The organism is Dysgonomonas hofstadii (genome assembly GCF_014196915.1).
Classification (GTDB): Bacteria; Bacteroidota; Bacteroidia; order Bacteroidales; family Dysgonomonadaceae; genus Dysgonomonas; species Dysgonomonas hofstadii.
On sequence record NZ_JACIEP010000004.1, the window covers coordinates 354,875 to 371,348 of the forward strand.

The window sequence follows — 16,474 nt, forward strand, 5'->3', positions numbered from 1 at the left end:
TTTCCCATCTTTCAGGTGTTATAAAAAAATACTAGAATGATGGCTCTTAAGGATTTACACAAATATGTTTCTTCTTTGAAGAATACGTCTTTGATGCCAGCACTGTTTATCGGTCACGGTTCGCCGATGAATGCTATTGAAGATAATGAGTTCTCGAGGACATGGAAATTATTATCAGAATTGCTTCCTGTCCCTTCTGCTATAGTTTCTGTCTCGGCTCACTGGGAAACAAAAGGTACATCCGTTACAATAAGTTCACCGCCTAAAATGATTCATGACTTTTATGGATTTCCACGTCAATTATATGAACAGGAGTATCCGGCCAAAGGGTCACCCGAATTGGCAAAGGAGATAATAGCTGCTACAAAAAGAATAATTATAGAAGAAGATGTACAATGGGGACTAGATCATGGTACATGGTCTGTACTTAAATATATTTATCCTAAAGCAAATATTCCTGTAATACAGATAAGCCTTAATCGTTATCAAGATCCACAATGGCATTTTGAATTAAGTAAAGAACTGACTTTTTTGAGAAATAAGGGTGTTCTTGTCATTGGAAGTGGAAATATGATTCATAACTTACGGATTCTACAGGTTAACAATAATGACTTTAATGCTGAATATGGTTATGACTGGGCATTTGAATTGAACGATATATTGAAAAAGAAAATTCAGGAAAGAAATTTACCTGCTCTCATTAATTACCAATCCTTACATAAGGATGCGATGCTAGCCATACCTATTCCGGAGCATTATCTCCCGATGTTGTATATTCTGGGCATAATACAGGAGAGTGACGATATTTATATTTTTAATGATAAGGTTATAGCCGGATCCTTAAATATGACATCTTTTATGGTGGGATAAGATATCAGATTTTTATTACTTGTCCTATTATTGATTTTTAAAATACAGAAAACAATAGATAGTATGTATGGATAAATAAAAAAGTTGAAAAATAATCATATCCGAATTTTCGTTGTGTTTTCGTTTATTTTCGTATTTTTGTAAAAAGAAAAAATGAAATCAATGTTACCAAATCAAAGAAGGGAAAAAATTCTGGAACTTATCCGGGAAGACGGCCATGCTAAGGTGCAGGATCTGGCGCGGATATTTAAAGTGACAGAAGTGACTATCAGGCAAGATCTTGAAAAACTGGAAAGCGAAGGGCTCGTAGAAAGAGAGCATGGAGGAGCGATATTGAGCAATATCGGTAGCAATGTCAAAGATATAACGCTACAGAATCAATCGAATATACCTGCTAAAATTGCGATTGCCAGAAAAGCCATAGAGTTTATAGATGATGGGGATACAATTATATTAGATTCTGGTTCAACTACAACAGAGATTGCTAAACTAATTTCAGGTTACAAGAATCTTACAGTAATAACTAATGCCTTAAATATAGCTTTAATACTGGGGGCTAATCCGGGTATAAACTTAATGATGACAGGAGGCGAATTTAAGCCGCCTACATTGTCATTGACGGGTCAGAAATCCGCTGATTTTTTTAATAATATCAATGCTGATAAACTATTTCTTGCTACTGCGGGAATTAGTTTAAAAGCCGGCCTCACTTATCCAAGTATCAGTGATTTATGTGTGAAACGCGCAATGATAGATGTATCTGACCAGGTGTATCTTGTTGCCGATTCCACAAAAATAGGGGTAAAATCTTTTGCCAGTTTGGGTGCCTTATCTTTAATTGACCACCTCATTACAGATTCTAATATTACCAAAGAGAATATAAAAATGCTTCAGGAGCACGAAGTAGACTATATATTGGCTAATCTTTAGAAGTAAAAAATATACAGACTAAAATATAGTCCTGGCGTAATTTTATGCCGGGATTTTTTGTATTTGTATCTGTCTGTAAATCAGTTGTTTGTTGATTTGTTGTGAAAATATGCTTAAAAACATGAAAAATAAATCTTCGTTTATTTTCGTTTTTCGTTTTGTTTGTTTATGTTTGTGGCGTGAAAGCGAATTTAAGTAAAAAATAAACGAAAAAATAAATAAATCATGACCGTTCAAAATTTAAATATCAAAGCAGAAGAAATTCGCTTAAGGTTACTCGAGATAATCTATAAGGCAAAAGCGGGGCATACGGGTGGAGACCTTTCTGCTGTAAATGTTTTAACAGCCCTTTATTTCGATGTCCTAAATGTTGATCCTAAAAATCTAAAAATGGAAAGCCGTGACCGTTTTATATTGAGTAAAGGGCATTGTGCTGAAGTTTTTTACAGTGTACTCGAGGCTGCCGGTTTTTTACCAAGTGAAGATGTTAATACTTATGGGCAGGATTATTCTCCGCTGGCAGGTCATCCTACGGTAAAAAATCCGGGAGTAGAAATTAATACAGGAGCTTTGGGGCATGGTTTGTCTGCCGGGGTAGGTATGGCGCTGGCAGCAAAAATGGATTCTAAAAATTATAAGACTATAGTTCTGATGGGAGATGGAGAGCAGGCCGAAGGATCAATTTATGAAGCGGCCATGGCTGCTCATAAATATCAACTGGATCATCTTGTGGCTATAATTGACCGAAACGGATTGCAGATATCAGGTAATACAGAAGATGTGATGCCTCTCGAATCGATTAAGGACAGATGGGCGGCATTTGGATGGGATGTCATAGAAATGAATGGCGACGATATGGAAAATATAATCGATACATTTAATAAGATCAACTACAATAATAAGCAACCGCATCTGATAATTTCCAGAACAACAAAAGGTAAGGGTGTATCATATATGGAAAACGTCGCCAAATGGCATCATGGAGTGCCTAATGTTGATGAATATGATATTGCAGTGTCTGAAATTAAAGAAAGAATCGCTGTTTTGAGTGAATAAAGAAATCAATAGTTAAATTTAAGAAAAAATAGTAATGTTTGCAAATAATAGTATACCATGCAGGAAAAGCTTTACAAGTACTTTGCTAAGCTTAGCCCGGGAAGACAAGGATATAATAGCTGTGACTTCTGATGCCTCAGGGTCTGTTACTCTGAACGATTATGCTAAAGAACTACCCGGGCAATTCATCGAGGTGGGTATCGCTGAACAAAATGCAGTGGGTATCGCCGCCGGTCTCGCTTCGGCAGGGAAGAAAGTGTTTGTCTGTGGCCCGGCTTGTTTCTATGTCGCACGTAGTCTGGAGCAGGTAAAGGTAGATATGGCATATTCCAAAATGCCAGTAAAAATACTCGGCGTTAGTGGAGGTGTTAGTTACGGAGCTTTAGGGTCCACTCATCATAGTTTACATGATATAGCTGCATTACGCACTTTTCCCGGAATGCAGGTCGTGTTACCAAGCGATGTACGCCAGACTAAAAAACTGGTGGAACAACTGATCAACTATGATTATCCTGTTTATGTACGTGTAGGAAGAAATGCTGTGCCAGATGTATATCAGGATGAAAATTTCGAATTCAAAATCGGAAAGGCCAATACAATACTCGAAGGCAATGATATTACATTAATCGGCACAGGGGAAACTGTATTCCATTGCTACCAGGCTGCTTTAAAACTTAAAAAAGACGGGGTCAATGCGCGTGTTATCGATATGCATACACTAAAACCTGTTGACGAAGAGGTTATTCTTAAAGCAGCAAAAGAAACAGGAAAGATTATTACAGTAGAAGAACATAGTATTTTTGGAGGATTAGGCGCCATAGTTACAGAAATAACATCCCAAATATATCCTGTTCCTGTAAAAATATTGGGAATACCCGATGAAAATGCAATACATGCCAAACCTCTTGAAATATTTCACCATTACGGTATCGATCATGAAGGAATCTATAAATCCAGCCTCGAACTCCTAAGAAATAATATGAATCGAAGTTCGGTCTTTGAGAATGAAGCAAGCTCCATATAGCCTTAAAAGAAAACCTTTATTGTATGAAATACATTGTAGCCATAGATCAGAGTACCTCCGCAACCAAATCAATCCTTTTCAATGACAAATGTCAGATGATAGGGAAGTCGGCGTTGCCACACAAACAATACTATCCCCAACCGGGATGGGTAGAGCACGATGCAGAAGAGATTTACGATAACCTGCTTTTGTCATTAAAATCTCTTCTGAATAGTGCGAAAATTGAACCTGGAGCTTCCATATCGGTAGCTATCACTAATCAGCGGGAAACTGTTGTCGTATGGAACAAGCAGACAGGTAAACCCATAAATCACGCCATTACATGGCAATGTCAGAGAGGTGCTGATATTTGCAGGGAATTGCAGCAAAAGAACTATTCCCGTGAAATAAAAGAAAAAACGGGACTTATCATCGACCCCTATTTTTCGGCAAGCGGAGCAAAATGGTTACTCGATAATATTGAAGGTGCAAGGCAGGAAGCTGAAAAAGGAAACCTGCTACTAGGCACCATCGATTCATGGTTAGTGTGGAAATTAACAGGAGGAAAAGTCCATGCCACGGATTATACAAATGCGTCCCGTACCATGCTGTTCAATATCAATACATTGAAATGGGACAACGATTTACTCAAACTCTTCACAATACCCGAATCGATGATGCCCGAATTGAAGCGCTGTGACGAGATATATGCCGAAAGTGATTTTGAAGGATTGTTCTGCGCACCGGTTACAATAGCGGGAGTAATAGGTGACTCGCACGGGGCATTGGTCGGACAGATGTGTTTCGAGAAAGGAATGGCAAAAGCCACATACGGCACTGGTTCTTCTCTGATGGTCAATATTGGGAATTCCCCATTGGAAGCGCCTGATGGATTGGTAACCTCCATAGGATTTACAGCATATGGTAAGACTTATTATGTAATTGAAGGAAATATACATTGCACAGGAGGAACAATCAACTGGATGATTGAAGAGCTGAAGCTTATCGAAAATTCACAGGAATCGGAACAGCATGCTACCTGCGTGTCTGACAATGGAGGTGTCTATTTGGTACCAGCTTTTGCCGGATTAGGAGCACCATGGTGGAATCCAAACGCGAAAGCCATCATTACAGGTATGACACTTGGCACAGGAAAGGGACATGTTGTGAGGGCAGCCCTCGAAGCAATCTGTTATCAGGTAAAAGATCTGGTAGATCTGGTAAAAGATAAATCAAATATAGAATTGAAAGAAGTCCGTGCAGACGGAGGTCCGTCTAAAAATAAATTCTTGATGCAGTTTCAGGCTGATATGCTAGACACAAAAATAAACCGTTCTGATATTGAGGAAGCTTCTGCATTAGGCGCGGTTATTATGAATGGAATCGCTCAGGGATTATGGAAAGATCTCGATGAAGTATCGTCACTCAGGGAAAAAGATAATTATTTCTATCCGGGCATTGCAGACAAAGACAGGGAAAAATTACATAAAGGCTGGATTGAGGCAATAAACCTCATTAATATATAATTAACAAATACAAAACTTTTAAATTTTAATATCATGCTAAAATATTTCGGTGCGGATGCCAGTTTTGCATTAGACGGACAGGTTGCGATTGTAACCGGTGGTGCAAATGGTATAGGAAAAGCGACAGCAGATCTTTTCATTAAAAAAGGAGTAAAAGTTGTTCTCGGCGACTACAAGGCAGATGTAGCAGAAACAGCTAAGTTATTCGGCGAAAATTGTCTTGGTGTTCAAGTTGATGTTACCAAAGAAGTGGATAGGCTAAATCTGATCAGACAGGCATTGGATAAGTTTGGTAAGATAGATATCCTTGTCAATTGTGCGGGTATGGTTGCTTTAGAATCTGCCTTGGATGTAGAGGATAAAGACTGGGAAGACCTGATTGCCGTGAATCTGATGGGAACATTCAAAATGAACCAGGAGGTAGCCCGTTACATGGTCGCTAATAAAGTAAACGGATCGATAGTGAATATTGCTTCTCAAGCAGGGACTATTGCTCTCGATAAACATGTGGCTTATAGCGTAACTAAGGCAGGTGTTATCTCTATGACCAAGGTGCTTGCTTTTGAGTGGGGTAAATATGGAATTCGTGTAAATTCAGTATCTCCAACTGTTGTGTTGACCGAAATGGGACATAAGGCATGGGACGGACCGCAGGGCGATGCTTTCAGGAAAGATATACCTTCGGGACGTTTTGCCGAAACAGATGAAATTGCAGGACCTATCGTATTCTTATGTTCAGGCGCAGCAGGCATGATAACCGGCCATGACCTTCTCGTTGATGGGGGATATACTATAAAATAACTTAAAACTAAACAATAAATTATCATGAAAACATTATCACGAACACATAATGAATTTAAAGGAAAAACAGTTGTTGTAACGGGAGCCGACCGCGGTATTGGTGAAGGAATTGCCCGGCGTTTTGCCAGCGACGGCGCTAATATTGTGCTTGCTTCCATCGACAAAGGAGTCTTTGATACTGCCGAAAGAGTCGCAAAGGATTTTGGAGTTGAAACTCTGCCTGTATTGGTAGATGTTACTAAAGAAGAAGATGTTCAGGATCTTTATAAGAAAGCATTCGATAAATTCGGAAGTGTAGACATTTCCGTGCAGAATGCAGGTATAATCACTATTGAACATTTCGACAAAATGACACGCGCTGAGTTTGATAAAGTATTGGCTGTAAATACTACCGGTGTGTGGCTATGCTGCCGTGAAGCTGCAAAATATATGATCAAGCAGGGCACAGGTGGACGGCTTATCAATTCATCGTCTGGCCAGGGACGTAAAGGGTTCATCTACACTCCACATTATGCAGCAAGTAAAATGGGTGTGATAGGTGTTACACAAAGCCTTGCCTTGGAATTTGCTCCGCATAATATAACAGTAAATGCATTCTGTCCGGGTATTATTGTTACTGATATGTGGGATTATAATGACCGCGTTTGGGGGCAAATATTGAGTACCGAAAAGAAAAAATATCAAAAAGGAGAGTTGATGGCCGAATGGGTGGAAGGTATTCCTTTGGGAAGAGCCGGACAACCCGATGATGTTTCAGGATTGATCGCTTTTCTCGCTTCAGAGGATGCTGCTTATATTACAGGGCAAACCATTAATATAGATGGTGGTATGTTTTTCTCGTAACGAAAAATTCCAGAGCATTTAATAATGGGTGAGTAGCTCCTCCGGAATACTTCAATTTAATGATAGTTGATCTGATATCAGGTATTTAAATGAATACCTGGCGGGAGCTATATCCTAAAATCTAAATAATATTACATGGAAAATAATAATTTACAACCTCAATCCGTCTCATCAGGGAAGACTATTCTCGGATTAAATGTAGAGTTAATCTGGGGGCTGGTAGGTGTACTTTTCTTCATTGTCGGCGATGGACTCGAGCAAGCGTGGATTTCGCCATTCCTGATCGAAAAGGGGATGGTGATTGAGGAAACAGCAACTCTTATTTCTATTTATGGTATAGCTGTTGCGGTCGGCGCCTGGTTCTCCGGGGTGCTGGCAGAGGCATGGGGGCCTCGTAAAACAATGCTGGCGGGAGCTATTCTGTGGATTGTGGGGCAACTGTTGTTTCTCTTGGTTGCTTTGCCTACAATGAGCTTTACCATCATGATCCCGACCTACTGCGTCCGTGGATTCGGATATCCTTTATTCTGTTATTCTTATCTTGTCTGGATCACTTATAAAAATAATCCCAAAACTTTGGCAACGGCTGTCGGATGGTTCTTTGTTGCATTCACAGGTGGCCTTTATGTTGTATCTAATCTTTTCGCTTCGTTCATGATGCCAATCATCGGAAGTGTTGGCTTATTATGGAGTGCACTGGTATGGGTATTGATAGGTGTAACGATCATAATACTTACAGTAAGGGGTACCATACACGGGAATATCGGAGCAAAAGAGCAATTCAAAATTCTACTGAGTGGCATAACGATTATTAAGAAAAATCCAAGGGTCGGAGTCGGAGGACTCGTCCGGCTTATTAATGGCACATCGCAGTTTGCCATGCCGGTATTTTACCCGTTATTCCTCTCCCAATATGGTATTTCAACCGAACAATGGCTTCAGATATGGGCATTGGTATTCTTTGTAAATATATTCTTTAATATCATCTGGGGTATAGTTGGAGATAAGATCGGCTGGGGTAAGGCTGTCCAGATATTCGGTGGATTTGGTTGTGGGTCAATCCTTCTACTGATGGCTTTCGCGCCGCCATTCTTCAATGGCAACTTTGCCGCTATGATGATTGTCGGGGCTTTGTACGGAGCATTTATTGCAGGCTTTGCTCCATTGACAGCATTGGTGCCTTCTCTCGAGCCAACATACAAAGGAGCGACTATCACGATGATTAATCTGGGAGCCGGACTGTCCAGCTTTGTAGGCCCGTTGGTTGTCGCCATAGGGATAAACAAACTGGGTGCACAAGGTATCCTCATATTCTTTACATGCTTTTATTATTTCAGTATTCTGCTGATGAATTATGTGAAAAAGCCGGAGGTCGAAAGAAGAAAAGCTCAAAAAAAAGCGGAATTGAACGGAACACCCGTTGTTGAAACAGAATTATAATTACCATAATTCAATCTTATATATCTTGAAAATATTTAAATCATTTTAAATCTGACTCATCATGAAAAAATTAACTTTATTATTATCGTTGGTACTCGTTTTCTCGGGTACGGTATTCGGACAAGCTTATAAAAAAGAAGTACGTCCAACCAAAAATGTTATCCTGATGATTCCTGACGGATGCTCTATAGGTGTAGTGTCTAATTCCCGTTGGTACCAAATTTACAATAAACTAGGTAATGAAACTTTAGCTCTCGATCCATATATTTGCGGATCGGTAAAAACATTCTCATCAAATGCACCGATTGGCGATTCTGCACCAACCACATCGGCATATATGACAGGTATGCCGCAACAAACTGGGAACGTATCCATATACCCTCCGGTAGACCAGGGAAATGATTTGGTGTATGTAGATCCGGCAAAAGCTTATCAGCCACTGGCAACTATTCTTGAAGCAGTCAAGATTGAAAAGAAAAAAGCAACAGGACTGGTGTTTACAGTAGAGTTTCCACACGCTACACCTGCCGACTGTTCGGCGCACCATTACAACCGGAATGCTTATAGCCAGATCGGCTCGCAAATGGTTTATCAAAATATGGACGTAGTAATGGGTGGAGGTAACTCCATTATGTCAGAAGACATGAAAAACCATTTGAACAGCAAAGGCGTAACTCTTATTCAAGATGATTACAGGGCATTCAAAGCTCATACGGGTGACAGATTATGGGCGCTGTTTGGAGAAAAAGCTCAGGTATATGACTTAGATAGAGACCCGAATGCGGTACCATCGTTAAAGGAAATGACCGAGAAAGCACTGGATAAACTATCACGTAGTGAAAAAGGATTCTTCCTGATGGTAGAAGGAAGTAAAATCGACTGGGCGGCACATGCCAATGACGCAATCGGGATGGTCTCCGAATATCTGGCTTTCGATAAAGCAGTACAAGTAGCTATTGATTTTGCAAAGAAAGATGGCAACACAACTGTAATTATCCTTCCTGACCATGGCAATAGTGGATTTTCAATGGGTAGTGAACTATCGACAAAAGGTTATGATAAAAGGACTATCGATGAATTCTTTGCAGATTTCTCTAAGTTCAGGAAAACATCGGAAGGATTGGAATTTATTCTTGAAAAAGCAGAACCAAGCCAATTCAGCTCACTGTTCAAACAGCACCTGGGTATCACATTAAAATCAGACGAAGTGGAACTGTTAACAAAAGCACACCATCAAAAAGCCGCAAACTACATGGAAGTCGGAGCAAGTGTTAACATGAAGTCTACGATTGTTGACATTATGAAATCCCGTACTCCGCTGTGGGGTTTTACCACAGGTGGACACACAGGGGAAGATGTATTTCTGGCATGCTTCCACCCAAAAGGAGATGTTCCTATGGGTATGAATACCAATAATGATATCTGGAGATATTTATATACAGTGACAGGTTTACAGACACCAATGGAAGAAGTTACTCAGAATATTTTTTCTAAACATACCGATGTATTCAGCGGAATGGCTTATTCCATTGATAAATCAGATAAAGATTTCCCTGTGCTTGTAGTCAAAAAGGGTAAAAATACACTTGAAATACCTGCTTTTAAATCGATTGGTTATCTAAATAAAAAGCAATTTGACCTTGGCTCGGTTACAGTTTATATCGATAAAAACGATACATTCTATCTACCCAAAAACCTGGCTGAGCAGTTAAATTGAGCCATAAGGCCGTACTACTCTTGAGATGCAGAGGCTAAGCCTTTGAGTGAAGCCCCTGCATTTTTATTCGTTTCCTTTTAATCTCAATTAAAGGGTGTAAGGCCCTTTGCAATTTTAAATCTATGAAAAAGAAAACTAAATATAAAAGAATCCTTCTGTACATAACGGTTTTAGCAAGTCTTTCGGTTAGCGCACAAAGCGTAGATGTCAAAATCGGCAACGGAGATGACGATAAAATTAAAATCAGTTCTATGGGAAGGATCTATTTTGACGGAGCCGCATACATAGAAGATGAAACCGAACTTAGCAATGGAGTTGCTATACCTGATGTACGTTTAGGTTTGAAGGCCGTATACAAGAAATGGGATGCAAAGCTTGACTTCGGTTATGCCAACAGCAAAGCGAGCGCTAAAGATATTCATTTGCGTTATAGTTTCAATAAAAATTCTTCCATCAAATTAGGACACTATGGGGAAATGTTCGGTTACGAAAGCTGGGAAAGCACCTCGACCGTAAAATTTAACGGTAAGACCCCAAGTACCGCTGTATTCGAATCGGGAAGAAGAATCGGTATCGTTTATTCGATGTGGCAGAAAAAATACTGGCTGGCTGCGGGAATTTATGGTGACGGTGATGCTATTAACAATACGACTCAGGGTGATGATGGCTACGCTGCTACCGGACGTTTGTTGTATACTCCATTTAAAGAAGACGGGAAGATATTGCATATAGGTCTTTCGGGAACAATCAGAAAAGCCGATGCAAATGGTTTTGATAGCGATGGAAAAGATAATCCCCGCAGCCTTACATATTCCAGTTATTTCGGGACTACGTCTATTGATAGGAATAAGCCATTATCTGCAACAATCTCTGATGCAGACTATCAGGCTAAATACAATGCTGAGATTCTTGGTTCATACGGGCCGGTATTTTTGCTTGGAGAATATTACCATTCAAATGTGAAAAGGAAATCGGCATTACCTACCTATAAGGCAAGTGGTGGCTATGTAATGGCAGGATTCCTTGCTATCGGAGACAGCTATTCCTATAACAGTGCTGACGGGCGTATGCGATTACCCAAACCCGGTTCTCTCGAAATACTTGCCAGATACGATTATATTGACCTCGATGATAATAATACAGGTATCTATGGCGGCCGGATGAGCGACTGGTCTGTCGGGCTGAATTATTATATCAATAAATTCGTTACTGTTAAAGGAAATTATTCAAACATAAAACTTGGAAACAGGTCTGTAATAGCAGCCGGTGAAACTGTGCATGCTATACAGGCAAGAGTAATGGTTTTGTTCTGATCACAATAAATGGTTTAGTGGTTAATGAGCTGGTAATGGATAAAATCTATTATCAGCTTCTATGATTAAAATATAGATTTTCGTTGAAGAATGATTCGATTTTATCGGATGAAATTATGTCCATGTGGCAAGGGCATAGGTTGGCGGCAAGGATAATATCGTAGCGGTTGAGGAAGGTTGTTCTACTGTGGCTCTTTATCACTCTTTGAGAATACTTTGTCTCATTCCTGTGTTAAATTCAATTTTTAGTTCATGATAATGTATTGCGGATTAATTACCACATCATAGATTATTTTATAATATAAAAAACAAAATGGGGAAATTTCTCAATGGCCCCATTTCTGTTTATCAATTAACTTTCGAGAATTAATTGACATTTCACGGTCAACTAATTTCATTTTGTGGAATTGAATTTATTTATTCCCCAGTTAGATAGTATTCATATTTCACTGAAAATCTGCCGGGAAGAATATTCCTGCCGGAAAGTGAGTATAATTCTGGTAATTGTTACTCAATGCTGGTTCTGTACCTTCCAAATCAAATACACTTATATTATTAATAAGGAAATCCCATCCGTAGGCTTTTATTGTATTCAAATATACTTTTCCGGTTCTCGGGTGTACTGCAATATTATTATATACAATATTCGCGTTACTTACCAGTGTTTTAGCATTTACCATCTCTTTCGATTCTCCAGTACTAAAGATATGACGATATATCGTAGTCGAAGCATTACTATAATAAAGGGTATCTCCTTTTGCTGTAATACCCGGCGTAGCCCCCGCTCCGGCACCAACTTTACCTACTGCTATCTCGTTAGTTTTTATAACAGAATAGCTACTGCTGCTCACTTTTGATATTTTATTAGGCGTACCTGTGGTAGACACCCATATATTACCATCTTTCGATTTGATAACACCACTGATGGTAGCACCCATATCAATAGTTTGAGCCACATCCTTCATTCCTTTTTCCAGTACAACCAATTTGGTGCCAATGGAAGCAAATACTTTATTGTTTGCAACGGCCATTCTGTTCTTTTTAGCTCCTGTGGTTCCGGTAATTAATGTCACTTCTTTTGTTGTACTATTAAACAGGTGTACTCCATAATTATCTCTTATAAAGATGTTTTCTTCATCAAGCACAGCGATATGAGTAGGCCAATTCAGACTGGAGAGTTCATCGTTATAAGAGGCTTCCTTCTTCAACGTTTCACTATTAGCTACAACTAACATACCGTCATTCTCGAACCCGGTTCCTACCGGATTCTTTCTTCCATTTTGAGAGATGATGTACATTTTTCCATTATGAATAAACAGGTCTTGTGTTACGTTGCCAAGATCAGTTCCGTTTGAACTATTATAAACGCGGTCATACAATTGCCCTTCAGGAGATATATAAATTAACGAGCCGTTTTCTGTGGTCATATTCCCTTCATTCAAGATAAAGACACCATCTATGGCAGAGTAGCCCTTACCTGCAATGCTAACCTTTACTATCGCTAAATAAGTTAGTCCGTTTTTGTCTATACCCTGCAATTTGATTTCACCCATGCCATAACCGTCCTGAGCAGCGACAACATTTACATACTTGTCGGGTATGTGAATGTTAGTAGTCCATCCTTCAGGTTTCGATACGACTTCCATCGATTGAATATTAGCAAACTTTATTCTCAACCGTTGAGCCTGTCCGGCATTAAATACAGCAGATGTAACTTCGAAAGACAGGAATGTGCCTTGTGATTTAGGTATTACAATGGATGTATCATCAGCAAAGATAAAAGTAACAGTATCCTCATCTTCTTCTATTTCTTTAAAGAATGAGTCTCCCTGTGCTTTTACCAGGTCTCCATTTGCATCCTTAACCCGGGTGCCATCTATGGTCCAGTATCCCTCAGAATCGATTGTTACCTTTGGCGAACTCCCGCTTTCCCCATCTTTCCCTGAAACAGGTAATTTATTACCATCTTTATCAGTCAGAAAATCAGTTTGTCCATCGGTGGTTATTGTCCAATAATATATACCATCCGATTCTTTTACTCCTATAACCGGAGCCTCTTCTCCATTCAATACTTCAATGGATGTAGCGTCATTAAAGGTTATTTTATATCCCTTATTATCGCTTAATGTTTCAACACCGGTAATAACTTTTCCTTGGTTTAAGGCTTCTACAATCGTTTCTATAGATGAAACCTGCTTCTTGAGAGACTCAATATCTGTTTTTATTTTATCAATCTCTCCCCTAAGATAAGAGTCATCATAGTCGTCACTACAGCTGAATACTACTATACAGCTCATTAAAATAAATAGATAGTTTATTGTTCTTTTCATTTTTTGTATTTTGAAGTAGTTTATAATTAATTAGGTAATGCAGCCGAAAATTTACTTCCTAGTTGATTTCCTTCCCATTGGCTCATATCGTCCAGAAAAGACCAACCATTCCAACTACCATTGATGAGTTTACGGTTTGAGGCTCCCCAACTTGAGTATTCCCATGTAGCAGTTAACAAGTCTTTGGTCCAATAACTCCAGTAGCCATTATACCATCCTGCACACCAATGCCCGGCTGAATCTGAATAGGCCCAATCGTCATAATTATAGGCATCAGTGTAGACTATACCATCTACAGGATATTTAGGATTACTAGTTTCGTTGTTATAGATGAGATAGTGACTGCCTGTTTTATTAATATTATAACCAAATCCGGCAATTGTATATCCCATAGAACCTGTCATGTGAGTTAGAAATATCATCCTGGGATCAGCTTTCACTATTTCGCGTATCATGTCAATACCATAAGCATCTCCATTCCACTTGTATCCCCAGACTAATGCATCGGGACTTTTACCATCATGCCATTCAATTATTAATGCGGCTTTATTTGTTCCAGTTCCGGCCCAAAATTGAATGTCATCCATTGTGAAATTGGGATCTCCACCGTTTGAGGTATCAGCTGATTTGGTAAAATACGTTGATTTGAGACCTTTAATTGTCGATTTCGATAAATCATAAGGTTGTCCTTGTACCGTAAATGTATTCTCTGTTAAACCGGATACATTTAAGTTATCCATAATTGCATTTTCTTCCGAACAGGAAGAAAATGCAATTAAGAAAATCGGAATCAGATAAGAAAATAATTTTTTCATGATTTTGCTTTTTATTAATGTGATTATTCATTTATAGTATTTATGCTTTTCCCTAGCATATGGAGGTCTTCGCCACGTTCAACCTCAGTAGAGGACTCTCCAAGCCAGCCGTTTTCCTGGTTAACTCCATTATAGATTTTCACAAAGTCAATACCCGGCAGGTCAACCTTATTCCCATTTTTATCTATAGCCCAGTCTATATCAATTCCCGAGTTATCATGTATATTCGGATAATTATCTACATATCCATAATTAAAGCCATAAAGGACAAAGTAGGTGCTTCCTTCGTTGATTCCGGGAACATACTGTCCCTCATTAATCCCATTTTCGGGTAGTCGTATTCCTTTAAAGGTTAATTGGTTATCCTTTACCCAAGCCGGATAGTAAGTTTGCTGATGATAAACGTTTTTTACTTTATATCCGCTATTACTTTTATTATCTTCCCAACGTATATATTTCTCGATTGTCATATATGCATTTGGATTGTCTGGTTCTCCATTGATTTCAGGGTCCTCTTTGGTTGGTTTATAATAGGTCATCTGATAATCACGATAAACTTTTGTGTCATTTCCGTTTTCCACGGCATAACTATACCACGGCTCTTTTTCTGAAGAGAAATTACTGCTACCCTTAATCTCATACCATTCATCGTCATCAGGCTTTCCGTTTTTGTTCTTGTCGTATGCTACCATAATGATACCCGGTTCACAACTTCCCCCAAAGGGAGCTCCAGGGCGTCCGTTATTAGCCCCAAAAGCGTTTCCATTAATTCTGAAGTCCCGTTTTCCAGAAACGTTCACAATTGTGTGGTCGAAACCAATGATAACATATCCTCCCCAACCTCCGAGCGTGATCATCCAGGCATCTTCACCAACTAGCCATTCATTTGCTTTTTTTACCATATCTTCCTGAGTGTCTCCTTCCGTATATTCGGGTAAGGTATTTACAAATTGTCCGGGAGCAGGGAGATAATCAAAAACTTTGGATATATAAGCGGTTTGTTTACTTACAGACTTTTTTACGATTATTTTCATAGTACTTTTTATCTCACCATCAGTTACCTGTAATTGGTATTCACCCTCTTTTGCAGCGATGAACATCGGGGTTTTTGTCTTCGTGCCCGAAAGTCTGCATAACTCTGATGGTGAATTCAGGATTTCCCATTCCACGTTTTCCGAATTTGTTAAAAAGGAAGGTGCTTCAAGTGATATAATACTATATACTGACGTCTCAGCATTCGCACTTTCTCCGTTTACAAGGATGGTAAGTTCTTTTTCGGTGGTACCCTCTTTATTGGTTGCTTTCAGAAGTAATCTGTATTTTCCGGGTTGTGACACTTTGAATGTATATTCTTTAGTGTTTGCTACCTCTTCATCTTCCAGAAGCCATGAATAGGTTACTTCACTACCACTTACTATAGATGGACTAAGCTTTAATTCTGTGTTGGCATCAATGGTATATTTTTCTTCTAAATCTGAAATAACAGGAGGGGAGTCTCTCTCTACAACAGTAACAGAAGTTTCCTTTTGGGCACTTCCTCCTTTATTCACTGCTTTGAAAACAAGTGTATAACTCCCTTCTGTAGTTGCTTTATAGGTGTACTTCATTGTACTTGCAACTTTTTTGCCATCGATTTGCCAACTATAAGTTGAAGAGTTATCATTTGCAATTATCGGAGTAAGTTCCAATTCGTCTCCTGCCAGTACAATGTACTTATCTTCGATACCGGAAATAACAGGTGCTAATATTTCTTCTTCTTCGTTATCCGAACATCCTGCAAATAAAACGAGCAGGAGCATTAACCGGATTAAATAATTTTTTTTGTTCATA

The 16,474-nt window shown here is 39.1% G+C and carries 13 protein-coding genes; 10 read left to right on the plus strand and 3 right to left on the minus strand.

The genetic code is table 11. The features are described 5' to 3' along the window. Positions 1–36 precede the first annotated feature (36 nt). The 10 genes from ygiD (at position 37) to GGR21_RS07390 (ending at position 11,499) form a co-directional block, all read left to right on the plus strand. Positions 37–870, plus strand: a complete 834-nt coding sequence (gene ygiD / locus GGR21_RS07345; RefSeq protein WP_183306552.1) for a 4,5-DOPA-extradiol-dioxygenase — start codon at positions 37–39, stop codon at positions 868–870. Positions 871–1,032: 162 nt separating this feature from the next. Beyond that, positions 1,033–1,800: a DeoR/GlpR family DNA-binding transcription regulator gene (locus GGR21_RS07350; protein WP_183306553.1), complete on the plus strand. Its 768-nt coding sequence runs from the start codon at positions 1,033–1,035 to the stop codon at positions 1,798–1,800. 225 nt (positions 1,801–2,025) lie between these two features. Further along, complete coding sequence (locus GGR21_RS07355; protein ID WP_183306554.1) at positions 2,026–2,856, plus strand: transketolase; 831 nt, start codon at positions 2,026–2,028, stop codon at positions 2,854–2,856. Between the two features lie 34 nt (positions 2,857–2,890). After that, on the plus strand, positions 2,891–3,880 hold the full coding sequence (locus GGR21_RS07360; RefSeq protein ID WP_183306555.1) for a transketolase family protein: 990 nt from the start codon (positions 2,891–2,893) through the stop codon (positions 3,878–3,880). Between the two features lie 23 nt (positions 3,881–3,903). Continuing rightward, a complete protein-coding gene (gene glpK, locus GGR21_RS07365) occupies positions 3,904–5,385 on the plus strand; it encodes a glycerol kinase GlpK (RefSeq protein ID WP_183306556.1) in 1,482 nt (493 codons plus the stop codon). Between the two features lie 33 nt (positions 5,386–5,418). Then, positions 5,419–6,186, plus strand: a complete 768-nt coding sequence (locus GGR21_RS07370) for a GolD/DthD family dehydrogenase (protein WP_183306557.1) — start codon at positions 5,419–5,421, stop codon at positions 6,184–6,186. Positions 6,187–6,210: 24 nt separating this feature from the next. Continuing rightward, a complete protein-coding gene (locus GGR21_RS07375) occupies positions 6,211–7,029 on the plus strand; it encodes a glucose 1-dehydrogenase (RefSeq protein WP_183306558.1) in 819 nt (272 codons plus the stop codon). 135 nt (positions 7,030–7,164) lie between these two features. Further along, a complete protein-coding gene (locus GGR21_RS07380) occupies positions 7,165–8,469 on the plus strand; it encodes an MFS transporter (RefSeq protein ID WP_183306559.1) in 1,305 nt (434 codons plus the stop codon). 61 nt (positions 8,470–8,530) lie between these two features. After that, positions 8,531–10,186: an alkaline phosphatase gene (locus tag GGR21_RS07385; protein ID WP_183306560.1), complete on the plus strand. Its 1,656-nt coding sequence runs from the start codon at positions 8,531–8,533 to the stop codon at positions 10,184–10,186. A 122-nt stretch (positions 10,187–10,308) separates the two neighbouring features. Then, positions 10,309–11,499: an OprO/OprP family phosphate-selective porin gene (locus GGR21_RS07390; RefSeq protein WP_183306561.1), complete on the plus strand. Its 1,191-nt coding sequence runs from the start codon at positions 10,309–10,311 to the stop codon at positions 11,497–11,499. Positions 11,500–11,945: 446 nt separating this feature from the next. Here the strand turns inward: GGR21_RS07390 and GGR21_RS07395 are convergent, their stop codons facing one another. The 3 genes from GGR21_RS07395 to GGR21_RS07405 are packed head-to-tail and all read right to left on the minus strand — an operon-like array spanning position 11,946 to position 16,473. Beyond that, positions 11,946–13,829: a DUF5074 domain-containing protein gene (locus tag GGR21_RS07395; protein WP_183306562.1), complete on the minus strand. Its 1,884-nt coding sequence runs from the start codon at positions 13,827–13,829 to the stop codon at positions 11,946–11,948. A gap of 26 nt (positions 13,830–13,855) precedes the next feature. Then, complete coding sequence (locus GGR21_RS07400) at positions 13,856–14,644, minus strand: hypothetical protein (RefSeq protein WP_183306563.1); 789 nt, start codon at positions 14,642–14,644, stop codon at positions 13,856–13,858. A gap of 23 nt (positions 14,645–14,667) precedes the next feature. Beyond that, on the minus strand, positions 14,668–16,473 hold the full coding sequence (locus GGR21_RS07405) for a PKD-like domain-containing protein (RefSeq protein ID WP_183306564.1): 1,806 nt from the start codon (positions 16,471–16,473) through the stop codon (positions 14,668–14,670). Position 16,474 lies beyond the last annotated feature (1 nt).